The 21083-nt window shown below is 66.6% G+C and carries 19 protein-coding genes, 1 tRNA gene, 1 other RNA gene and 1 riboswitch; of the genes, 9 read left to right on the top strand and 12 right to left on the bottom strand.

The annotated features are described in order from the left end of the window. Window positions 1-169 precede the first annotated feature (169 nt). Entirely contained in the window at window positions 170-505 is a 336-nt protein-coding gene (locus tag POM99_RS14430) for a YbaB/EbfC family nucleoid-associated protein (protein WP_277279037.1), read from the bottom strand. Next, on the bottom strand, window positions 502-2388 hold the full coding sequence (locus POM99_RS14425) for a DNA polymerase III subunit gamma/tau (RefSeq protein ID WP_277279035.1): 1887 nt from the start codon (window positions 2386-2388) through the stop codon (window positions 502-504). Before POM99_RS14425 ends, POM99_RS14430 begins: the two co-directional genes overlap by 4 nt. 99 nt (window positions 2389-2487) lie before the next feature. Here POM99_RS14425 and POM99_RS14420 point away from each other — a divergent pair, with 99 nt between their 5' ends. Next, window positions 2488-2970, top strand: coding sequence for a DUF4188 domain-containing protein (locus POM99_RS14420; RefSeq protein WP_277279033.1), 483 nt, complete (start codon window positions 2488-2490; stop codon window positions 2968-2970). Between the two features lie 53 nt (window positions 2971-3023). On the opposite strand, the gene ffs is transcribed toward POM99_RS14420, so the two are convergent. The 3 genes from ffs to hrpB form a co-directional block, all read right to left on the bottom strand. Further along, window positions 3024-3118, bottom strand: an RNA gene (gene ffs, locus POM99_RS14415) — signal recognition particle sRNA small type. 89 nt (window positions 3119-3207) lie between these two features. Continuing rightward, on the bottom strand, window positions 3208-3486 hold the full coding sequence (locus tag POM99_RS14410) for an ETC complex I subunit (protein ID WP_277279031.1): 279 nt from the start codon (window positions 3484-3486) through the stop codon (window positions 3208-3210). A gap of 102 nt (window positions 3487-3588) precedes the next feature. Continuing rightward, window positions 3589-6087, bottom strand: a complete 2499-nt coding sequence (gene hrpB, locus POM99_RS14405; RefSeq protein ID WP_277279029.1) for an ATP-dependent helicase HrpB — start codon at window positions 6085-6087, stop codon at window positions 3589-3591. A gap of 86 nt (window positions 6088-6173) precedes the next feature. Between hrpB and POM99_RS14400 the strand changes: the two genes are divergently transcribed. From POM99_RS14400 to POM99_RS14390, 3 genes are all read left to right on the top strand, one after another. Beyond that, complete coding sequence (locus POM99_RS14400; protein ID WP_277279027.1) at window positions 6174-6323, top strand: hypothetical protein; 150 nt, start codon at window positions 6174-6176, stop codon at window positions 6321-6323. Between the two features lie 76 nt (window positions 6324-6399). Continuing rightward, window positions 6400-7416, top strand: a complete 1017-nt coding sequence (locus tag POM99_RS14395; protein ID WP_277279025.1) for an aldo/keto reductase — start codon at window positions 6400-6402, stop codon at window positions 7414-7416. Window positions 7417-7581: 165 nt separating this feature from the next. Next, complete coding sequence (locus POM99_RS14390) at window positions 7582-8619, top strand: phosphatase PAP2 family protein (RefSeq protein ID WP_277279023.1); 1038 nt, start codon at window positions 7582-7584, stop codon at window positions 8617-8619. Between the two features lie 78 nt (window positions 8620-8697). On the opposite strand, the gene POM99_RS14385 is transcribed toward POM99_RS14390, so the two are convergent. The 3 genes from POM99_RS14385 to POM99_RS14375 all read right to left on the bottom strand — a co-directional run bounded on the left by POM99_RS14385 (window position 8698) and on the right by POM99_RS14375 (window position 11196). Further along, complete coding sequence (locus POM99_RS14385; protein ID WP_277279021.1) at window positions 8698-9201, bottom strand: hypothetical protein; 504 nt, start codon at window positions 9199-9201, stop codon at window positions 8698-8700. Window positions 9202-9376: 175 nt separating this feature from the next. Further along, a complete protein-coding gene (locus POM99_RS14380) occupies window positions 9377-9718 on the bottom strand; it encodes a hypothetical protein (RefSeq protein ID WP_277279019.1) in 342 nt (113 codons plus the stop codon). Between the two features lie 56 nt (window positions 9719-9774). After that, window positions 9775-9878, bottom strand: a riboswitch (SAM-I-IV-variant riboswitch). Between the two features lie 304 nt (window positions 9879-10182). Next, complete coding sequence (locus tag POM99_RS14375; protein WP_277279017.1) at window positions 10183-11196, bottom strand: polyprenyl synthetase family protein; 1014 nt, start codon at window positions 11194-11196, stop codon at window positions 10183-10185. 90 nt (window positions 11197-11286) lie between these two features. Here POM99_RS14375 and POM99_RS14370 point away from each other — a divergent pair, with 90 nt between their 5' ends. Continuing rightward, complete coding sequence (locus POM99_RS14370; RefSeq protein WP_277279015.1) at window positions 11287-11571, top strand: chorismate mutase; 285 nt, start codon at window positions 11287-11289, stop codon at window positions 11569-11571. 10 nt (window positions 11572-11581) lie between these two features. On the opposite strand, the gene POM99_RS14365 is transcribed toward POM99_RS14370, so the two are convergent. Continuing rightward, window positions 11582-12049, bottom strand: coding sequence for an Lrp/AsnC family transcriptional regulator (locus tag POM99_RS14365; RefSeq protein WP_277279013.1), 468 nt, complete (start codon window positions 12047-12049; stop codon window positions 11582-11584). A gap of 253 nt (window positions 12050-12302) precedes the next feature. Between POM99_RS14365 and POM99_RS14360 the strand changes: the two genes are divergently transcribed. From POM99_RS14360 to POM99_RS14350, 3 genes are all read left to right on the top strand, one after another. Further along, complete coding sequence (locus tag POM99_RS14360; protein WP_277279011.1) at window positions 12303-14090, top strand: histidine kinase dimerization/phospho-acceptor domain-containing protein; 1788 nt, start codon at window positions 12303-12305, stop codon at window positions 14088-14090. A 31-nt stretch (window positions 14091-14121) separates the two neighbouring features. Next, window positions 14122-15123 carry a polysaccharide deacetylase family protein gene (locus POM99_RS14355; protein ID WP_277279009.1) on the top strand — a complete coding sequence of 334 codons (1002 nt, stop codon included), beginning with the start codon at window positions 14122-14124 and terminating at the stop codon, window positions 15121-15123. A 106-nt stretch (window positions 15124-15229) separates the two neighbouring features. Continuing rightward, window positions 15230-15305 (top strand) — tRNA-Ile (locus tag POM99_RS14350). A gap of 114 nt (window positions 15306-15419) precedes the next feature. Here the strand turns inward: POM99_RS14350 and POM99_RS14345 are convergent. Beyond that, window positions 15420-17276 carry an alkaline phosphatase PhoX gene (locus POM99_RS14345; RefSeq protein ID WP_277279007.1) on the bottom strand — a complete coding sequence of 619 codons (1857 nt, stop codon included), beginning with the start codon at window positions 17274-17276 and terminating at the stop codon, window positions 15420-15422. A gap of 128 nt (window positions 17277-17404) precedes the next feature. Next, on the bottom strand, window positions 17405-17950 hold the full coding sequence (locus POM99_RS14340; protein WP_277279005.1) for a hypothetical protein: 546 nt from the start codon (window positions 17948-17950) through the stop codon (window positions 17405-17407). A 557-nt stretch (window positions 17951-18507) separates the two neighbouring features. On the opposite strand from POM99_RS14340, the gene POM99_RS14335 reads away from it, so the two are divergent. Continuing rightward, complete coding sequence (locus POM99_RS14335) at window positions 18508-18903, top strand: hypothetical protein (protein WP_277279003.1); 396 nt, start codon at window positions 18508-18510, stop codon at window positions 18901-18903. Between the two features lie 72 nt (window positions 18904-18975). Here POM99_RS14335 and POM99_RS14330 read toward each other — a convergent pair whose 3' ends face one another. Next, window positions 18976-20961 carry a substrate-binding domain-containing protein gene (locus POM99_RS14330; RefSeq protein WP_277279001.1) on the bottom strand — a complete coding sequence of 662 codons (1986 nt, stop codon included), beginning with the start codon at window positions 20959-20961 and terminating at the stop codon, window positions 18976-18978. Window positions 20962-21083 lie beyond the last annotated feature (122 nt).

The following is a 21083-nucleotide window of genomic DNA, read 5'->3' as shown; positions in this document are numbered from 1 at the left end:
AGTCCTTCCAGGATCGACAAATTTACAGGCGCCCCGTCGCCTCATTGCCGATAACGCATTCAACCCGCAACAATTCCTGAACAACCGCAGCCAGACCGAAATATTTGCGCGGCAGGCCTGCCCGCCCCGGCCCCTCCCGCAGGCGAAAGGGGCGTTCAGGCCCGAAAACTCAGAACGGCAGCTTGAAGCCCGGCGGGATTCCCGCGGCCATCTGCACCTTCTGCATCTCTTCGCCCGCGGCGGCATCGGCCTTGGTCCGCGCGTCGTTGAATGCGGCAGCCACAAGGTCTTCCAGAATGCCCTTGTCGGCCACGCTGATCAGACTGTCGTCGATGCTCACGCCGATCACGCGCCCCTTGGCACTGGCCTTGATCTTCACCAGCCCGCCGCCGGCGGCGCCTTCCACCTCGATCGCGTCAAGGCGGCCTTGCGCGTCCTCCATCTGCTTCTGGATGGTTTCGGCCGCCTTCTGGGCTGCCTGGATCATCTCTTCCATCGATTTCATGCGCGCCTGCTCCAGGGTCTCTGTTCGTGATCTCGCGATGCGGCTTCGTCCACGATCTGCGCATCGGGGAACGCGGCCAGCGCCGCCTTCACCAGCGGATCGTCCCGCATCTCGGCATCGGCCACCGCCGCTTTCGCAGCCTTGGCCTCTTCCAGACTCGGCTGCGCGTTACCCGTTCCGCGCTCCACCTGCCAGTGCCCGCCGGTGGCCGTCTGCAGCCCCTTGCGGATTTCCTGCGTCGGATCGCCGGGAAGGCCGGGGGCCTGCTCATACTTCAGGTAGCCGGGCCGCAGCTCGATCACGCGCACCGAAAGGCGCATCGAAGATCCGGTCAGCGGAGAGACATGCTCCACCTGCTCGACCAGCTCCTCCCAGTCCATCGCCACCGGTGCGGGCTGGTATGCCGCGGGCGCCGCGCCGCCTTCTCCCGCAGGCGCGGCCAGCGCCGCCGCCGGGGCGCGCGCCACAACGTCTTCCAGCTTCTTCACCAGCGAACCCGGATCGGGCATCTCGCTGGCGTGCATCACGCGCAGCAGCGCCATCTGCGTCGCCACCAGCGGATCGGGCGCGCCGCGCACCTCGTCATAGCCTTTCAGCAGCAGCTGCCAAAGCCGGTGCAGCTGGCCAGCCCCCATCGCCTTGGCCCAGCCCTCGATCGCGGCGCGCTCCTCGGCGCTGCGCGCATCCGCCGTGCCGGAAACCTGCGCCACGGTCACCTTGTGCACCAGGTCCATCTGCGCGCGCATCATCGCCACCGGTTCGATGCCCAGGGCATACTGGTGCGCCACTTCCTCCAGCAGCTTCACCCCCTCGCCCGCCAGCATCGCGCCAAACAGGCGGCGCTGCATGGTCTTGTCGGCCAGGCCCAGCATCTCGCGCACCTGATCGGCGCTGATCGTGGTGGCGCCTTCGCCGCCGGTGGCAAGGTCGGCATGGCTGATCGCCTGGTCCAGGATGGAAAGCCCGTCACGCACCGATCCCTCGGCCGCGGCGGCCACCATGGCCAGCGCCTCGTCCTCCGCCTCCACGCCTTCCTTGGCGCAGATCATCGCGAAGTGATCCTTCAGCACCCGCGCCGGAATGCGCTTCAGGTCAAAGCGCTGGCAGCGGCTCAGCACCGTGACCGGCAGCTTGTCCACTTCGGTTGTGGCGAACAGGAACTTCACATGCGCCGGCGGCTCCTCAAGAGTCTTCAGCAAGGCATTGAATGCATTGCGAGACAGCATGTGAACTTCGTCGATGATATAGATCTTGTAGCGCGCGCTGACCGCGGCATAGCGCACCGCCTCGATGATCTCGCGCACGTCGTCCACGCCGGTGTGGCTGGCCGCGTCCATCTCGATCACGTCGATGTGCCGCCCTTCCGAAATCGCCACGCAGGGCTCGCACTGCCCGCACGGATCGATCGTCGGCCCGCCCTGCCCGTCGGTGCCGATGCAGTTCAGCGCTTTGGCGATCAGCCGCGCGGTGGATGTCTTGCCCACCCCGCGGATGCCGGTCATCAGAAAGGCATGTGCCAGCCGGTCGCGCTTGATCGCGTTGGCCAGCGTCTGCACCATCGCATCCTGCCCGATCAGTTCGGAAAAGGTCTGCGAACGATACTTGCGCGCCAGCACGCGATAAGGCTGCACGGTCGAAGCTGGCGCGGCAGAAGGTGCGGCAGCCGGTATGGGCGCAGCAACCCGCGGTGCAACCGGAGCGGGCGCCGGGGCTTCCTGCACGGCGGCGGGCGTTGGCGCAGCCGGGGGCACGGGATCGCCAAACATCGAAGCCTGCCCCGCAGCCTCCAGCTCGGCCGCGCTCGGTCCGCTCTCGGCCTCGTCCCACGGAGGACCAGCATCCTGGTCCACGGGATCGCCAAACATGTCGGTGGAATCGCCCATTGCCTGCCCTAGGTAAGGCGTCCGCCCCCGCTTGTCGAATGTCCTCCCTCGCCAAAGCGGTGGATTGACAAATCAGTTGCAAAATGCAACCTTGATTGCATGAACACGATCGTTCCCGCCCGCATGACCGCCACCCATGATGGGTCGGTGGTCGTCTTCGTCATCGGCATGCGCATCAACGCGTTTCGCAAGCTGGGCAAATGGCTGCCCGTGGCCCGCGCCATGGGCCCGATGATCGCGGAATTGAGCCGTAATCCTGACAGCGGCTTCCTCGGCACCGAATACCTCATCCGGGGCCTGCGCACCGTCGTGCTGCTGCAATACTGGCGGGACTTTGATAGCCTTGAGGCCTACGCGCGCGATCGTGAACAGAAGCACTGGCCCGCCTGGGTCGCCTTCAACAAGGCGGTGGGCACCGACGGCACCGTGGGCATCTTCCACGAAACCTATGTGGTCCCCGCCGGGGCGCACGAAACCATCTACGCCAACATGCCGCCCTTTGGCCTCGGCAAGGTCAGCGGCCTCGCCCCCGCCACCGGCAGCCGCAACGCCGCGCGCAGCCGCATGCGCGGCGCAGACTGACTGCCCATCTGCCGGAGGGCCAAGGGCGGACATCCACCTTGCGACGATTGGGGTAAAAAGGAGCCGGCCGACCCGCCGCAACCCGTTGTGGCTGCTTCCTTCCGGACCTGACCAGGTTGGCGGACGCAAGCGTCCGACCGACTCCCGGCCGCGCATATGGCCTTTGCCTCTGGCTTTGTCCAGCCTTGTCGGCTGGACACGGCACTGGAAAGGCCGGATGACCTTTCCGACTGAAAATCAGCGAAAATTATCCGCGTAGCTCTGCAGCTTCAGCCGCTTGGGCGGTGTGGGGATCACGTGCGCGGCAATGCCGTACTTGTCGGCATAGGCCTTGGCCTCGTCCAGCGAGCCGAAGTTCAGCACCACCTGCACCTGCGTGTCGCCAGATCCGGCCCAGCCCATCAGCGGGTCGGGACGCTGCGCCTCGGAACGCTCGAATTCGAGCACCCAGTCGCTGGTGCGGGCCTTGCCCGATTGCATGGCGTTCTTCGGGCGCTGAAAGATGCGTGCAGTCATGGCCACGCGCTTTCCTGCGAATCGCCGCGCAAATCAAGTGAGGAGTGTGGGAAGGGTGCGGAAAGGCCATCCGGCCTTCCCTTGGCGGCACCGGCCCATTCCTCAACGCTTCCCCGCCTCGAACGCGTTCCTCGTCTTCAGGCTCGGGTCCTCGGTCCATGGCGTATCGGGCCAGCGGTGCTTGGGATAGCGGCCCTTCATGTCCTTCACCACGTCCTTCCACGATCCGCGCCAGAAGCCGGGCAGGTCCGCCGTGGTCTGGATCGGCTTGCCACCGGGGCTGGTCAGGCTCAGCAGCAGCGGGCGCGGCGGCTGGCCCACGCAGGGATGGCGGTCCAGCCCGAACAGCGCCTGCACGCGCAGTTCAACGGCCGGCCCACCCTCGTGGCCATAATCGATGGCATGGCTCGTCCCTGCGGGCGATCGGAACTCGGCCGGGGCCAGCCGGTCAAGCGCCTGCTTTTCGTTCCAGTCCAGCCGTCCGGCCAGCGCCTCGTGCAGCCGGCCCGCATTCGCTTCCAGATCGCGCCGCCCCTCCAGCACCGGCGCCAGCCAGTCCTCCAGATCGGCCAGAAGCGCCACTTCGGAAAGCGCTTCGATCCCAGCATAGGTCCCGCGCACCACCAGCGCCCTCGCCGCCGCGCCCAGCGGCAGCGCGTCCAGCCCATCGGCGCGCACCCGTTCGATCAGCAGCGCCGTCACCGCCGCCGGGTCAGGCTTCGGATCGGGCACCCGCGCCAGCACGATCGCGCCCAGCCGCCGTTCCAGCCGCGCTTCCACCCGGCGTTCCTCGGCGTTCCACCGCAGCGTGTGCCGCTCCTCCAGCCGGTGCCCCAGCCAGCGCGCGATGTCCGCTTCCTCCAGCGTCACCGCCGCAGTGATGCGCGCGCCCTTGGCCTCGCCCTGCGCATCGCCGATCACCAGCCACTTCGCCGTCGCCAGCGGCGATGCCGGATCGAGCCGGTATCCCCGCCCGCCTGCCGAAAGCCACTCCTCCCCGCTACCAGACCGCGCCCGCGCGATCCGGTCCGGAAACGCCTCTGCCAGCAGCACGCCCGCGCTTGGTGCGTCGACACGCTCAGCACGAGCGGCCTTTGCTGGGTCCCTATCCTCACCCCGATCGCCCTGGGCCTGTCGAAGGGCCCGCACTGCGCTCTCCGCCCACCGTCCCGCCAGCTTGCGCGAAGCCTCGGCCCGCCCGCCGCGCTCGCCGTTCCAGCGGTCCATCCTGCGCGCCAGGTCCTCGCCCCGCCCGCCAAGCCCGCGCTCCTGCAGCAGCAGCGCCAGCCGCGCCGCCTCACCGCCCGCGCCCCTTTCGGCGGCAAACAGCAGCATGTGCGCCAGCGCCGGCTCCATCGACAGCCGTGCCATCGCCCGGCCATGTTCCGTGATCCGCCCTTCACGATCGAGCGCACCCAAAGCCGTAAGCGCCCCGCGCGCCGCCGCCATCGCTGCGGCTGGCGGCGGATCGAGCCACGCCATCGCCCCCGCATCGCCCGCGCCCCACTGCGCCAGCGTCAGCATCAGCGGCGTCAGGTCCTGGGTCAGGATCTCCGGTGGGTCGAACGCCTCACGCCCGGCATGGCTCGCCTCTTCCCACAGCCGGTATGCCACGCCCGGCCCCTGCCGCGCCGCGCGGCCCGCGCGCTGCGCCGCGGCGGCCTGCGAAGCGCGCACCGTCACCAGCCGCGTCACCCCCGCCGCCTTGTCGAACTCCGCGCGGCGCGAAAGGCCTGCGTCCACCACCACGCGCACCCCGTCCAGCGTCAGCGAGGTTTCGGCGATGCTCGTCGCCAGCACGATCCGCCGCCGCCCCTGCGGGTCCACCCGGATCGCCGCGCGCTGCCCTGCCGGCTCCACCTGCCCGTGCAGCGGCAGCACCAGCGCCCCCGGCAGTCGCTCGGCCAGCAGGTCCGCCGTCCGTTCGATCTGCGCCACGCCGGGCAGGAAGGCCAGGATATCGCCCTCCTCCTCGCGCCAGGCCTGCACCAGCGCGCTGGCCATGGCCGCATCCACTTTCACATCAGGCCGCGATCCCAGCCACTTCACTGTCAGCGGATGCGCCTTCCCCGCGCTTTCCACCACCGGTGCGCCGTTCAGCAGCCCGGCAAACCGCGCCCCGTCGATCGTGGCGCTCATCGCCACCACGCGCAGGTCCTCGCGCAGCACGCCCTGCGCCTCCACTGCCAGCGCCAGCCCCAGGTCACTGTCAAGATGCCGCTCGTGCGCCTCGTCGAACAGCACGGCGGAAACGCCCTGCAATTCGGGATCGTTCAGGATCGTGGAGACGAAGATCGCCTCGGTCACCACCAGAACCCGCGTCCGTGCAGAACGTTTCGCATCAAGCCGCGTGACATAGCCCACCGTCTCGCCGGCCTGCTCGCCCAGCATCTCGGCCATGCGCTCTGCCGCGGCGCGCGCGGCCACGCGGCGCGGGCTCAGCACGATAACCTGCCCCTTGCACCACGGCTCGCGGATCAGCGCGGGCGCCACCGCCGTGGTCTTGCCCGCGCCCGGCGGCGCGATCAGCACGGCCGCATTGCCGGCGCGCAGCGCGGCCAGCAGGTCCGGCAGAACGGCATGGATCGGCAAATCGCTCACGCCCCGTCGCTTAACCGTCGTCCCGACGGAGGCAACCCCCGTTTCACGCGTTCATCCACCGTGCCGATGGTGTAGGGCACAGGTGCATGATGAGAACCACGCTCGAAATCGTCGTCGCGCTCGCCACCGGCCTGCTGGCCACCGGCGCGCTGATCGGCGGTGGCATCCTCGCCGCCGGCGCGGTTTCGGCGGGTGGGTGCTGGTGGCTCTGGCGCTGGCTGCGCGGCCGCCGCTGATCGGCTTGACGCCCTCCTGCGCGCCCGCCAAACCCCGCCTCTGCCAAACCCCGTGCCCGCCCAACCGGAGAATCCCATGCAGCATCGCCGCCTCGGCAAATCCGCCATCGTCGTTTCCGATATCTGCATGGGCACGATGACCTTCGGCTCCCAGGCTGACGAAGCCACCGCCTTCCGCGTGCTTGACGCCTGCTTCGATGCCGGGATCAATTTCTACGATACTGCCGAAGGCTATCCCGTGCCGCCATCGCCCGAATGGGTCGGCCGGACGGAGGACATCGTTGGCCGCTGGCTCAAGACCAAGCCGCGCGATGCGATCATCCTCGCCACCAAGGTCTCCGGCCCCAGCCACGTCTGGTTCAAGAGCCCCAAGCGCAGCGGCATGACCGCGCTTGACCGGCACAACATCACCCGTGCCATAGAGGAAAGCCTCACCCGCCTCGGCACCGATTACATCGACCTCTACCAGACGCACTGGCCCGATGCCGGCCTCGCCTATGACGAGACGATGGAGGTGCTCGATGAACTGGTCCGTGCCGGCAAGGTCCGCGTCGTCGGCTGTTCCAACGAAACCAGCTGGGGCCTGATGAAGTCGCTCGCCACTTCCGAACGCCTCGGCACCGTGCGCTACGAAACGATCCAGAACAACTTCAGCCTGCTCAACCGCCGTTTTGAAGACGAACTGGCGCAGGTCTGCCGGCAGGAAGGCGTCAGCCTGATCCCCTATTCACCCATCGCCGGCGGGGTTCTGGCGGGCAAGTATTCCGCCGGCGCCCGCCCGGATGGCGCGCGTTTCTCAAGTTATTTCGGAATGGGAGGCCGGCAGGCCGACATGGCCAGCCGCTTCGTCAACGACCGCTCGGTCGAAGCCGCTGACCGCTACGCCGCCATCGCGCGCGAACTCGGGCTTGATCCCGTCACCTTCGCTGTCGCCTGGTCCAAGCAGCACGATTTCGTCGCCTCCACCATCGTCGGCGTCTCCACCCTGGAACAGCTGGCCCCGATCCTCGCCGCAGCCGATCTTGTCCTGCCCGACGCGGCGATGAAGGCCGCCTACAAGGTCCATCGCGACATCCTCTACCCGATGGGTTGAACCGTCAGGGGCATTCCCGGCGGATTACCGCCGCCTTTGGCCCAGGTTAAATTTTGTCCAGCCACTTGCTCCGCCCCCCTGCGCAAGACAGGAACGGCTGCGTGCGCTCGCCATGAACAGGCGCGCCCGGCCGGGCAGACCGGATACGATGGATCGCATCACGCCATGAAGCAGCAGGATCTGGCACTCGATCGCAGCCTCCCGGCGCCACCGCCCCGCCGCCTGTCGCGCCCGCCGCTCCGCCGCCCGATGCCCCCCTTGCCCGGTGGCACAGCGGTCGCGCAGCCTCCCGCCGCATTTCCCGTGCGCTGGCTGATCGCCGCCATCGTCGCCAGCGGACTTGCCGTGGCGGCCTTGATGGCGCGCCAGCACATCGGCCTGCGCCTCGGCGGGCCCGCCCTGCCCGCGCTCGCCCTTCTCGTCACCACGCTCGCCGCCCTCCGGCACCGGCACCGCGCCCCTGCAACATCCACCCAGCGCACCGTCCGCGATTTCGCTGAAAGCGCCTTGCTCCTAGTCTGCGCCGCGCTGATCGGCGGGCTGGGCAGCTATGCCGCCGCGGCCGCCACCACCGGCTTCGACGATGCCCTGCTCGAACGCTCGGACCGCCTGCTCCATTTCGATTGGCTGGCGCTCTATGGCCTGTTCGTGCGCCACCCCGCGCTGCAATGGGTGGGAGAAGCCGCCTACGCCTCGATCTGGCTGAGCCCGCTGGTCATCATCGGCTATTGCGCGGTCACCGCCCGGCAGGACCACGCCCGCCGCTTCCTCGCCGCCTATTGGCTCTCGGCCATGCTCACCCTGCTGGTCTTCCCGCTTCTGCCCGCGCGCGGCGCGCTGGCCTACCTGTGGCACGGCCCCATCCCCTATCTGCCGATGGAGGGGCTTGGCCAGGGCCATATAATCCCCATGCTGCGCAGCCATGCGCTCAAGGTGGTCGATCTCGGCGCGCTTCAGGGCATCGTCTGCGCCCCCAGCTTCCACACCGTCTCAGCCGCCGTGTTCATCGCCACAGCCTGGCCCATCCCGCCGTTGCGCCGCTGGCTCGTCCCGCTCAACGCCGCCATGCTGCTGGCAACGCCCGTGGAAGGCACGCATTACCTCACAGACATGCTGATCGGCCTCGCCGTTGCAGGCCTGGCGCTCGCGACGGTGCGGGGGGTGGAAGGATGGTTCAATCGTTCCTCTCCACTCGTCGGCTGATGACGAAAAAGGGCGGGCGCCGTGATGGCTGCCCGCCCCTTCCTTCGCTCAAGCCGGAGGCGCCTCCGGGCCAGCCGATCAGTATGGAATCGGTTCTGCGGTGAAAGCATCCACGAACTGGCCCGGCAGCATCACAGCCGACCGGCCGCTCACCAGCCAGGTGGCGAAAACGGCAGCCACGGTATTGCCCTTGCCTTCTTGGCGATGGGTGCCGCGCATGGCGTAGTCCTTGCCGCGCACGTTCACCTTGTCGAAGTTGACCTCGAACTTGCCCGACTTGCCGCCGATCGCCTTGCCAGTCTTGAAGCTGATCGTGCCTTCAACATGCGATCCGCGCGGGATAACCACCGCACCGTTGTCGGTGATGTCGTTGACCACCGAGAATGAAACCTTCTGCCCCACTTCGATCTTCTTGGACGAGATCTCCTTGTCAGGCGTTATCGAGACCAGCGTGCTCGCCGGCAACATGTGCGCAACGGTTGCGGCGGGGGCGGGGGCGGCTGCCGGTGCGGCGTCCTGCGCCACGGCCGGTACCGCCAGTGCTGAGATCGCCGCCGCAAGGGCCAGCGCTGCGTACTTCATGCAAATTCCCTCCTGTTTGGAAGGTCAAGACGTTCCACCTGCACGGCGGAACGTCAAACCCGAAAGTCCCGTTTCAGCCAAAACAGATCATAAAACTCAGTATCTTAAGTAGGAGTACTTAAGGACTGATTGCAAGCAGGCCTGCGCACCTTGCCGCACCTTCGAAACGCCCGCATCACTCGGTAAGCGAACGATAGCGACCGTCCACGGTCATGCCGATGGCTTCCTGCCCCAGCGTATGCCGCAGCTTGCCGATCAGGCGATGCAGCGTCATCTCATGCTTGGTGGCGATCATCACCGCCAGCGTCGGCACTTCGCGTCCACGAAAGAAGCCGACTGCATCGGTGGCGGTAAAGTTGGGGAAACTAGCCGCAATTTTCGCGAACACTTCCGCACGGGATTTCATATCCCACGCCGCACCGTCGCGGTTGCAGAAATAGAGGGTGTAGGCTGGCAGGCTCGGCACGATCGCATTGGCGGTCGCGGCGCTCTGGCAGTAGCAGCAGTGTCCGGTCATTGTCATGGCTCCCTTGCGTGGCGGCATCGGGAAAAGGACGCATGACGTTGCCGGATCGGTGCCCGCTTGGTTGCCGTCGGCCACATCCCTCTGTTCGAGGTGCCACCTTGCCCGGGCGGGCAGGTTGGCGAGGGCTTGCGCCCTGCTCCTGATGCTTGGCGGAAAAATAGGGAGCGGAGACTACACCGTCAAGTAACGGACTTCCCGCGCAAGTCGCGGCAGGGTTAATAACAGACACGTCTGTTATCTGAAAAACCACTTTCCTACACGCGCCGGATTTGAGACCATCCCCCTTTGATGGCTCTTTGAACCGGTGAAGAATGGCGGAATTGCGGACCTTGGCGCGACTCGCACAGGCCAGGCGAAAGCCTCCGCAGCGCGCGAAACGGCTCGCCCGGAATTCACCCCATTGGACAGTGTCAACCGTGTCAACCTCGCCACCCGCTTACCCGGGCCGCCAGGGGTCAGAAACGGCGTGCGACGGCGAACTCGGCGGCCTCGATCATCGCGGCCTTGGCGGCGCTCGCGGGGAAGGCGGCGATGGCGTCGATGGCGCGCTGGGCATAGTGGCGGGCGCGTTCGCGGGTGGCCAGCACGGCGTCGTGGCGGCGGATCAGGCTGACGGCGTGGGCCAGGTCTTCGTCGCTGTTGCGATCGCCGGCAATGGCGTCGCGCCAGAACGCGCGCTCGGCCTCGTCGCCGCGGGCATAGGCCAGGATCACCGGCAGGGTCATCTTGCCTTCTCGGAAATCGTCGCCCTGGTCCTTGCCCATCTCGCTGGCGTCGGAGTCATAGTCGATGGCGTCGTCGGCCAGCTGGAACGCGATGCCAAGGTTGCGGCCATAGGCGTCGAGCGCCAGTTCGTCGCCCTCGTCCCGTTCGGCCACCACGGCGGCGATGCGGCAGGCGGCGGCAAAGAGCGCGGCGGTCTTGGCGTTGATGATCGAAAGGTAGCGCTCCTCGCTCGTCTCGATCTGGCGCTGGGCGACCAGCTGGTCCACTTCGCCCTCGGCGATCACGGCCGAGGCATTGGACAGGATCTTCAGCACTTTCAGGCTGCCATCCTCCACCATCAGCTCGAAGCTGCGGCTGAACAGGAAATCGCCCACCAGCACCGTCGCCGGGTTGCCATAGACGATGTTGGCGGTCTTCTTGCCGCGGCGCATGTCGCTGCCATCGACCACATCGTCGTGCAGCAGGGTGGCGGTGTGGATGAACTCCACCGTCGCGGCCAGCTTGTAGTGGCGGCTGCCACCATAGCCGAGCAGCGCCGCGCCGGCGAGCGTGAGCATCGGGCGCAGCCGCTTGCCACCGCCGGCGATCAGGTGCCCGGCCAGCGCGGGGATCAGCGGGATGCGCGACTGCATCCGGTCAAGGATCACGGCGTTCACGCTGTTCATCCCTTCGGCGACAAGCGCCATCAGCGGCTGCAGCGAAGGCTCGGCCCGGCGGGGCATGGTGTGGACGGTGGCAGTCATCGCTTGCCCGCTTGGCAAGCCCCCCGGCGCTTGGCAAGTCGCAAGTTGCACTGTAGCGGGCAGATCAAAGGGCAACCCGGGGTTTATGGCATGAGCGAGGATCCGGTTCTGGCAGGCTATCGCCAGAGCATCGACAACATCGACGCGGCGATGATCCACATCCTGGCCGAACGTTTCCGCATCACCAAGGCGGTGGGCGCCTACAAGGCGGAAAAGAAGCTGCCGGCCAGCGATCCGGGGCGCGAGGAACGCCAGATCGCCCGCCTGCGCGCCTTGGCCACCGAGGCAAAGCTGGACCCGGAATTCAGCGAAAAGTTCCTGCGCTTCATCATTGACGAAGTGATCCGCCACCACAAGAACGCGGCGCAGGGCTGAAGGACGCGCTTCAACCCTCCAGCGGCACGCCGGGCAGCTGCTTGGCGGTGCGGATGGTCAGGCTGGTCTTCACGCTTGCCACGTTGGGCGCGGGCGTCAGCTTGCTGGTCAGGAATTCCTGGAAGCTCTGCAGGTCGCGGCTGACGATCTTCAGGATGAAGTCGATCTCGCCATTCAGCATGTGGCATTCGCGCACTTCGGGCAGGGTGCGCATGTGATCCTCGAACTGGCGGAGCGATTCCTCCGCCTGGCTCTTGAGGCTGACGAGCGCGAAGACGGTGATCGCAAAGCCCAGCTTCGAGGCGTCAAGCTCGGCATGGTAGCCCTTGATCACCCCGGCGTCTTCCAGCGCGCGCACCCGGCGCAGGCAGGGCGGCGCGGTAAGACCGACGCGCTGCGCCAGTTCCACGTTGGTGACGCGGCCTTCATCCTGCAGTTCGGCGAGCAGCCGCCGATCGATTGCATCCATTGTCGCCATGTCCGCCGTCAACAAGCCCCGTCGCATGATCCCGAATGCGCCGCTTTGGTTGGGGAAGCACCGGAGGCCCGGTAATTTTCCACACCTTATCGTGCGGCGGCGAATAATTTTATTGTTTCATATCGCAATCGTCCCACAATGCAACGCACACAAGCAACACCTTTCCCGCGCAGCACTTTTTGTTAGTGTTTCAAGAGGTAACTGCCCCTTCCTATCCATCGGCCCGCAGATCGGGCCCAGAAGCGGAGAGTCCATGATCGTCGACGACCGCCTTGAAACCGTGCTGCGCACCGTCGCGGCCGGCGGGGCGGGCATCCGGACGCAGTATCGCCAGCTGGCCGACATCCTCGGCCGGACGGGCGCGGCTGCATGGAACGACGGGCATGACGAGGCCCTGCGCCGGCTTGACGCGCTGCACGACGAACTGGGGGACGAGGAAGGCGCAGGCCTGCTGAAATCCTGCGCGCTGCGATCGCCCCGGCTGGTGCAGCACTTCGCCAATCGCGGGCCCAAGGCGGCGATCGCGGCGATCGCCCACGCACGGCTGGCCGAGACGGAATGGCTGGCGATGATTCCCGCCCTGCCGGTGCAGGCGCGCGGCTTCCTGCGCCACAGGCGTGACCTGGGATCGACGGTCGAGGCCTTGCTCGAACAACTGGGCATCGACGATTTTGCGCTGCCCGAGCCGGATGGCTATGTGGCCCCCGCCCTGCCGCCGCAACCGGTGGTGCAGCGCGAAGCGGCACGGCCCGCGCCGCCGCGACTGGTGCAGACGGTGCCGGTGCCGGCCCGCGAAACGGTGGCGGAACCGGTCGCGCTGGCATCCGCCCCCCCATCCGCCCCGGTTTCTGCCAGCGAAGGCATCGGTGCGATCGTGCGCCGGATCGAAGCGTTCCGCCGTGCGCGCGAGGTGCTGCCGCCAATCGGCGCGGAGCCCGAGGGCGAGGCAGGTGCGCAGGCCGAAGCGCCGGTTCAGTCCACCCCGCCGGCGACCACCGCCATCGACATCCGCATCGATGCCGATGGCACGATCTGCGCGGCGGAACCATCGTTCGCGGCGATGCTGGTGGGCTCCCGGCCGTTCACCGGGGAACCCGAAGCACCCGCCACCTGTGATGCACAGACACTGCGCGCGGTGCGGGCGCGGCTGCCGCTGGAAGCCGGGCTGGTGACGCTGGAAGGCGCGGGCCCCGTTGCCGGATCGTGGCGGATTGATGCCGCCCCGCATTTCGCGCGCGAAGGCGGGCATTTCCTGGGCTATCACGCGCGCCTGCGCCGCCCGCATCTGGCCGACAAGGCCGCCGCCAACGATGACGACACCCATGGCAGCGGCGACCGGCTGCGCCAGCTGCTGCACGAGCTGCGCACCCCGATCAACGCGATCCAGGGCTTTGCCGAGCTGATCCAGCAGCAGCTGTTCGGCCCCACCCCGCACCAGTACCGCAGCCTGGCCGCAAGCATCGCCAGCGATGCCGCGCGCATGCTGGCCGGGTTCGAGGAAGTGGAACGGCTGGTGAAGCTGGAAACCGGGCGGAGCGAACGCGCCGAGGGCGAGGCCGACCTGGTGGCCGTGCTGGGCCGGCTGGTCAGCCAGCTGGAACCGGTGATCGGCCCGCGCGAGGTGAAGCTGCGCTGCAACCTGCCGGAAATGGCCATTACGGTGGCGATGGATGCAGGCGAGCTGGAGCGGACGCTGTGGCGGATGCTTTCGGTGATCGCAGGCGCCGCCGCACCGGGCGAGCGGCTTTCGATCATGCTGGCGGCGGGCGCGGGCTATGCCCGGCTGTCGCTTCCCCTGCCCGCGGCGCTGGCGCTGCGCGATGACGCCACACTGTTTGCCCCGGATGGCGGGCGCGCGGGCGGTGCGATGGGATCGGCCATGCTGGGCAGCGGCTTCGCCTTGCGGCTGGCCGCGGCCGAAGTGCGCGCGGCGGGCGGCGTCCTGTCAAGAAATGGTGCACGCCTGACCGTGGACCTGCCGCTCTTGACCGTTTCCGGTCAGCCACTTAGCCAAGAAGCCGCCGCAGGCACCACCGGCTGAGCGGCGCCAAGGACCGGACGCAAGGAAACTCGTGGGCAAGCCGAACATTCTCGATGTTCCTGCGAATGGCGATTTCGTGCGCTTTGCCGAAGGCTTCGGCCCGCGCTTCATCGTCACGGTGGATACCGAGGAAGAGTTCGATTGGGGCAAGCCCTTTGAACGCACCGGGCACAGCCTGGACCATGTGCCACGCCTCGCCAAGTTCCAGCAGTTCTGCGAAGGCTTCGGCGTCTGCCCGATCTACCTGATCGACTATCCGGTGGCGACCGACCCGCAGGCGGTGGAGGCCATCGGCGCGGCGGTGGCCGAGGGACGCGCGGAAATCGGCGTGCAGCTGCACCCCTGGGTAAGCCCCCCGCACGAGGAAGAAGTCAACATTCACAACAGCTTTGCCGGCAACTTGCCGCCAGAGCTGGAGCGCGCCAAGTTCCGCAAGCTGCGCGACGAGATCGAGACCGCGTTCGGCCGGCCGCCGCTGATCTATCGCGCGGGGCGCTATGGCGTGGGCCCGTCGAGCGGGCAGATGCTGGCCGACCATTCGATCGCCATCGACACTTCGGTGCGCGCGCGTTTCGACTACAGCTCGCACGGCGGGCCCAATTTCCGCGACCATCCGGTGCGGCCATGGTGGATCGACCGGCGGCAGGGCCTGATGGAACTGCCGCTGACCACGGTGTTCTGGGGCCTGCTGCGCCAGCAGGGGCCGCTGCTTTACCCCGCGATGTGGCGCGTACCCCGGCTGCGCGGCGCGCTGGCGCGGGCGGGCCTGCTCGAACGCATCCCGCTGACGCCCGAAGGGGTAAGCGTGGAAGAGGCGATCAAGGGCATCGACATGGCGCTGGACGAGGAACTGCCGGTGCTGGTGTTCTCGTTCCACAGCCCATCGCTGCGCCCCGGCCACACGCCCTATGTGCGCGACGAGGACGAGCTGGACGCGCTCTATGACTGGTGGCGCACGGTCTTCGCCTATCTCGCTCGGCGCAAGGTGCGGCCGACCAACGTGCGCGAGATCATGGCGGCGGCGCAGATATGATGCGTTTTCTGCACTGACGTGCAGGCGGCACCGGCCCGCATTCCCAGCGCAGCGAAGGCCCCCGCTTGCCAAGCCGCGCAAGCGCCACTAACGCCGCGCAGGGTGTGGGCCTGTAGCTCAGCGGTTAGAGCTGGCCGCTCATAACGGCTAGGTCGCGGGTTCGAATCCTGCCGGGCCCACCACACCCCGTCCAATCCGCCTTGCCGACGGTACTGGCCTCTCCCCCCGGGAAAATGAACGGGCCGGCCTCCCTAAGGAAACCGGCCCGCAATTGCCTGTAATCCGCGGCGGAAGGATCAGGCGTGGAACAGGTCGAACTTGTCGGCCTTGTCGAACAGGCTGATCGTGGGGACCAGCGTGTTGGTGACATCGCCCTGTTCGATGTGATCGACGCCGAGCAGGGTGATCGTGCCGCCATTGGTCAGGGTGATGCGCGTGTCGACGATGCCGTCGATGTTGAAGTCACCGTGGACCTCGCCCTTGAACCACACGCCCTGCGCCAGCAGGATCACGTCCTGGCCATGGGCGAAGTCGGTGATCGTGTCGTTGCCGGCAGGCGCCTTCTTGCCGTCTTCAAGGCGGCTGTAGTCGAACACATCGTTGCCGGCGCCACCGGTCAGGCGATCGTCGCCGCGACCGCCGACGAGCACGTCGTTGCCAGTCATGCCGTCGAGCACGTCGTTGCCGTTGTTGCCGAACAGGGTGTCGTCGTTCGAACCACCCTTGATCACGTCGTTACCATTGAAGCCGGAGATGGTGTTGGCCGCGCCATCGCCGTTGAGCACGTCGTTGCCGTTGCCGCCGTCCTTCACGTCGTCGATGGTCATGACCAGCAGCTGACCCGGTTCGGTGGTTGCGGGGTTGCCCGTGGCCTTGTGGACCTGCGCATCGAGCAGATAGGCGCGGGTATCAGCATCACCCAGCAGGTGGGTGACGTCGATCACGCCCGATGACTCCTCGTCCTGGGTGATGAAGCCCGGCAGGCCGGGGGTGAACAGGGCCGGATCGAACTGCAGCACGGCCTGCTTGAAATCGGTGGCGAGGTTGTAGTCATAGACCTGCGAGACATAGACCTGATTGCCCGGGTCTTCCTGCAGGATGGCGTGGCCATTGCCGACGGTCAGGTTGTCGAGCATCTTCTGGCCTTCGGTGCCATCGAGCACTGCCTCGATCGTTCCGCCCAGTTCGGGGTGCGCGATGTCGGTGAACACGGCCTTGTAGAGGCGCGAGGGGCCGGAGAAGCTGTTGGTGGTCTGGAAATAGAGCACGTTGGGGTTCTGCGGATCCCAGGCGCTGTCTTCCGGGCGCAGGAAGCTGGTGACGCCCTGCGCTTCGCTGTCGGCATCGATCTGGGCGCCGGTCTTGCTGGCGGCATTGTCGATCTTCTCGAGCGAGAAAGTGCCCTGCGCGATCGTGCCGTTGGCTTCGTCGGTGATCCCGGCAACCTTGATGCCATAGAGCGAACCGTTGGCGAGGCCCGCCTTTTCGATGTCGGAACCGGTGGCCTGCTTGTCACCCACGTAGATATAGACCTGGCCGTTGGTGCCATCGTCGGTGGCGGCGATGACGGTCTTGTCCTGCGCAAAGGGATTGGCGGTGAGGTTCTCGAACGAAAGGTTGCCCAGCGCGGGCAGTTCGAACGCCTCGCCCTTGTGATCGCCGGTCATGATCGTGGCGATCGCGCGGCCTTCGACGCCGGATTCTTCGCCCGTCAGGTAGATGCGGACGTCGGTGCCGAGACCGGTGGCGGTGTTGAGATAGGCTGACTTGTCGGCCAGATCACCCGAGCAGAAACGGCTGAAGTTGGTGGCGGAAGCGACATAGCTGGTGCCGTTCCACAGGTATGTGGTCTTCATCGCATCGTCGCCGCTGACGACTGCGAGGGTCGATTTGTCGACGATGATGGCGTCGATGTAGGCGCCCGTGCCGCCATGGTCGCGCACCGCGCCGCCGCTCGACAGCTCGTGGTTGACCACCACGGTCAGAGTGCCATCGCCGTTGTCGAACGCGCCGATGCCGTCGGGAATGCCGCCGAATACGCCGGTGGTGCTGCCGGCCAGCGCATCGCCAGTGGTGAGGATCGACGTGATCTTCACATTGGGTTCGAGCGCGAGCAGATACGGATTGGTCGAAGTGGAAGGTCCGGTAGCCATGTTGTGTCCCCTGACAATGTTCTTGGCGGAGACGGACCTAGGACCCTCACTTTGCAGAATGGCGTATGTTAACTTTCAGTTATGTTGCACTCTGTCTAACCGCCTCGATTCCGGAGCAGCCCAGCGCCTTAACTGCCGACATCGGCAAGTCGCACCACGTTGAACGTCGCCGGGTCAAACGGTTGCGCGCCCTGCGTGTTGCCGGGCGGGATGAAAAACAGATGGCGCCCAACCTGGAACCAGTAGGCATCTCCATCCGGCCCTGCCCCAAAAGGACCGCAGTCCCTGTCGGGCAGCTTCCTGTCGCCGGAGATCAGCACCCATGCGCCATCCGGCACGCCTGCCACCGGCGAAGTGCCGATCGCGCAGGCCCTTCGCGCATGTTGTGAAAGGCCCGCCCGCGCAATGGCGAGGATCTGGGCATGCGGGTCTGGTTCGGCCACGGTCACATAAGCCACCACCCTGCCCGATTCGATGTCATGGATCGCACGCAATCCGGGCTGCCCGGCGTGGTCAGGATCGACGCTGAGCGTGATGGGTGACCCATTGCAGCGTGCCCCCATGAAAAACAGCCACTCGCCTTCGCCCAGGTCCAGTTCAGAAACGCTGGAATCACACCCGGGCGGGACGGTCCAATCGGACTGATCTATCGACAGCGGCAGGCGCTCGGCCACCAAGCGGCACAGGCGTGATCCGGCCATGCGCGCGCACTCGGCCTGTTCACCCGCATGCGCCGCGGTTCCGAGAACGGCGGCTGCAAGGCCCATGGCAAAGTGGAAGGAGCGTCGAGCCATCGCGCATGCCGGTGCCGACGCGAGGTTACAGGTTGAAGACCGTACCTCCCGCCGCGCATCGTATTCGCCCTTATTCCGTCTTGGCCGGCCCGAAATCGGGCAGCGCTTAAGCCTCGCAGGGCTCAAGGCTTTGCAAAGGCGGCTCAATCGTGCGCTTTACCCTGCGATCGCTCCGGCCCGGTGCGCCGGCTGCTTCCACTGCTGCCCAGCTGCTCCTGGCGATGGCTGCTTCCACCATTTGTGCACCCGATGCGCACGCGGGGCCTCCGTCAGCCTGGGCGATGGCTGCCGAAGTGGACTTTGGAGAGGCATCCAGCGCCTGCGAGGATTCGATCCTCGAAACGGCATCGGTGGCTTGGTGCCAGCCTGCCCCGCCAGCACGCCCGATCGCTCCGGCGCCATCACGCTCGCAACCGGCCAGCTGGACGCGGGCTGTCATGATCGGGCCCACCGAAGCCTCACCTTTCAACGCGCCGCAGCCTGCCTTTCTGCCGGCCACGATGACCATGCCCCTCGTCAGCATCGCGGGCGAAGACAGTGACGCCCTGACGTCAATCGGCGCCGGCTTCGGGCAGGCGAGCATGATCACGCCGGTCGATGGCGAGACCGAACAACCGGCCCAGGTCTTCCCGCTCCGCCGCTCCCTGTTGCTGAGCATCATTGCCCCACCGATGGGGCCTGTCCGCGGCGGATTGCTGACCAAGAAGGAACTGCATGATCTGATCGAGGGTGCGCCGTCCCTGCCGGGCGAAGCGCCGAAGGGCATGTCGATGGCGGAATTGCTCGCCAATGCGCTGAAGAACCCCAACCACGTCGGCTGGTCGCGCCGCTGAATTCAGGACGGCAATGCAAAACGGCCCCGGATTGCTCCGGGGCCGTTCGCATTCAGGTGATCGAGAAGTCGATCAGAGGCCCAGACCGGCGGTGCAGCCCGGGTTCGGAGCGGCTTCGGTCTTGCCCGACTTGCCGTTCAGCACGTACGGGTTGCTGGTCGGCAGCGGAGTTGCGCCAACAGCGTTCAGGTCGACGTTCACCTTGCCGAGGCCACCCTTGGTGGGCAGGCCGGCCTGGATGTACAGGTTGGCATCGCCAAGCAGCGCACCGTCGGCAGCCTTGTTCTTCGACTTCTCAAGGAAGGTTTGCGTGATCGCGACCTTCCAGGCCTTGGGCAGCGGAGCGATGCCCATCGAAGCCTTGATGCCCTGCTTCGCAGCCTTCACGCCGGTGAAGGTGTCAGCCGAAAGCTTCGCGTTGGCAGACGTGAACTTGAGGTTGCCGAGCGAGGCGTTGAGGAAGGCGACCAGAGCGTTGCGGACCTTCGGGTCGGCGAAGCAGGTGCCGGTGACAAACTGGGTCGTGCCCGTGATCGGGTAGCCGACCGGGGCGTTCGCCAGGGTCGAGTCACCGTTGTAGAGCGCGTTGTACCAGTCAGCCGGGTTCGAACGCAGCAGGGTGCCGGTCTTCACGTACTTGCCGCCCTTGTCGGACTGCGGCGGCAGGATCTTCGTACCGAACGCTGCCTGGGCGTTCAGAGCGGTCGGCAGCAGGAAGACCGGCTTCTTGGTGGCGTTCGAAGTCCCCTGTTCCAGAGCAGCCGCGTGCAGCGTCTGGCTGGCGGCCGGACGGACGAAGTCGGCACCGATGTAGCCGATCTTGCCGTTCAGCAGCACGGTGGCGTCGCTGGCCGAAGCCTTGTCAGCCGCCAGGTTGATCGCACCGGCGACCTTGCCCGAACCGTCGGCCACGATGAACTTGCCCGGCGTTTCGGTGTACGAACCGGCCGAACCATCGGGCAGGCGGCCGCTCCGGATCACGGTGCCGTCAAAGATGACGCCCGAGATCATGTCGGCGGTGCCGGCCAGCGAAGCGGTTGAAACCGAAGGCTTGTAGTTCGTGTCCGAACGTTCCTTGGTCAGGTCGATGCCCGAAGCAGCCGAGTACGGCAGGGTTTCGGCCGCGTTCAGGTACTTGTTGGCCTGGCCCACGTCGAGCGAGGCGCCGCAGGTGGCAGCCATGTGGCGCGTGAAGATGTCGGTGGTGCCGGACTTGTCGAGACGGCCGACGAGACGGATGGGAACGCCGTCCGCATTCCAGCGGGCGTCGGTGTCGTTGGCGTCCTTGAGCGAGACGGCAACCGACTTCTTGTTGACGATCTTCAGGTTCAGCGCGGTGATCTTGGCGTCGTTCCAGTTGGTGATGTAGCCGTTGAAGATGCCGCAGTAGACCTTCTTCGACAGGCGCAGGCCGCCAACCACGTTTCCGGCGACCGACACCGGCTGACCGATGTTGAACGACAGGTTGGTGGTGGAGCTGTCGGGGTTCGTCTTCACGCCGTAGACCGGGTTGTAGGCGAGCGCCACCGGCAGGACGTAGAGCGGGAACTGGATCGCGGCGCCGGCCTTCTTCGCGGTTGAAGCCGCGGCGAACGAGGACAGTTCAGACGTCGACAGCGGCGAGTCCGACATCACGAAGTGCGGGTTCGACCAGGTCGTGCCGAAGGCCGACGGGAAGATCGCGCCAGCCGCGCCGGTGAAGAACGCCGAAGCATCGATGTTCTTCCACGCGGTCTTGCCGCCACCCGAACCGGTCGAGATGTACTTGCCGCCGACGTTGGGCTGGATCGCCTGCGTGGCGCAGTCGAACGGAGCGTCGGTGCCGGTGTAGGCGCCTTCGGTGATCGGCGCCGAAGTGCCGTCGTTCTTGCCGACGTTGTTCTTGGTACCGGCCGGGCCGACGCAGTTCAGTTCGCGCGGAAGCACAACGGCCACCGACGAGGCGCCCATGGCGTGCAGTTCAGCGGTCGGATAGGTGACCTGGGCCTGGGCGGTGCCACCGACGAGCGCGGCAACTGCCGACGCCGCAAGCAGCTGCGACTTCTGGAAAGTGTTCATTACTTACCCCTTTTCAAGATCGGCTCTTATTCCCATCCCCCTGCGATGGTAGGACGAGCACTTCATGAAGAAAAACTCTTCCGCTGCATGAACTTATTCGGACATACAGCACGGGATTCACG

This window comes from Novosphingobium cyanobacteriorum, assembly GCF_029436685.1.
Taxonomy (GTDB): domain Bacteria; phylum Pseudomonadota; class Alphaproteobacteria; order Sphingomonadales; family Sphingomonadaceae; genus Novosphingobium; species Novosphingobium cyanobacteriorum.
Note: the sequence above shows the minus strand (reverse complement) of the source record. Positions and strands in the feature narration are given on the sequence as shown.

Excerpts from the sequence above, each read along its gene's own strand:
- POM99_RS14375 (WP_277279017.1), bottom strand. The coding sequence starts at position 11,196 with ATGACTGCCACCGTCCACACCATGCCCCGCCGGGCCGAGCCTTCGCTG.
- POM99_RS14385 (WP_277279021.1), bottom strand. The coding sequence starts at position 9,201 with ATGAAGTACGCAGCGCTGGCCCTTGCGGCGGCGATCTCAGCACTGGCG.
- POM99_RS14400 (WP_277279027.1), top strand. The coding sequence starts at position 6,174 with ATGATGAGAACCACGCTCGAAATCGTCGTCGCGCTCGCCACCGGCCTG.
- POM99_RS14430 (WP_277279037.1), bottom strand. The coding sequence starts at position 505 with ATGAAATCGATGGAAGAGATGATCCAGGCAGCCCAGAAGGCGGCCGAA.
- POM99_RS14425 (WP_277279035.1), bottom strand. The coding sequence starts at position 2,388 with ATGGGCGATTCCACCGACATGTTTGGCGATCCCGTGGACCAGGATGCT.
- POM99_RS14420 (WP_277279033.1), top strand. The coding sequence starts at position 2,488 with ATGAACACGATCGTTCCCGCCCGCATGACCGCCACCCATGATGGGTCG.
- POM99_RS14380 (WP_277279019.1), bottom strand. The coding sequence starts at position 9,718 with ATGACCGGACACTGCTGCTACTGCCAGAGCGCCGCGACCGCCAATGCG.
- POM99_RS14345 (WP_277279007.1), bottom strand. The coding sequence starts at position 17,276 with ATGGCTACCGGACCTTCCACTTCGACCAATCCGTATCTGCTCGCGCTC.
- POM99_RS14395 (WP_277279025.1), top strand. The coding sequence starts at position 6,400 with ATGCAGCATCGCCGCCTCGGCAAATCCGCCATCGTCGTTTCCGATATC.
- POM99_RS14365 (WP_277279013.1), bottom strand. The coding sequence starts at position 12,049 with ATGGCGACAATGGATGCAATCGATCGGCGGCTGCTCGCCGAACTGCAG.
- POM99_RS14360 (WP_277279011.1), top strand. The coding sequence starts at position 12,303 with ATGATCGTCGACGACCGCCTTGAAACCGTGCTGCGCACCGTCGCGGCC.
- POM99_RS14330 (WP_277279001.1), bottom strand. The coding sequence starts at position 20,961 with ATGAACACTTTCCAGAAGTCGCAGCTGCTTGCGGCGTCGGCAGTTGCC.
- POM99_RS14390 (WP_277279023.1), top strand. The coding sequence starts at position 7,582 with ATGAAGCAGCAGGATCTGGCACTCGATCGCAGCCTCCCGGCGCCACCG.
- POM99_RS14410 (WP_277279031.1), bottom strand. The coding sequence starts at position 3,486 with ATGACTGCACGCATCTTTCAGCGCCCGAAGAACGCCATGCAATCGGGC.
- POM99_RS14335 (WP_277279003.1), top strand. The coding sequence starts at position 18,508 with ATGATCGGGCCCACCGAAGCCTCACCTTTCAACGCGCCGCAGCCTGCC.
- POM99_RS14370 (WP_277279015.1), top strand. The coding sequence starts at position 11,287 with ATGAGCGAGGATCCGGTTCTGGCAGGCTATCGCCAGAGCATCGACAAC.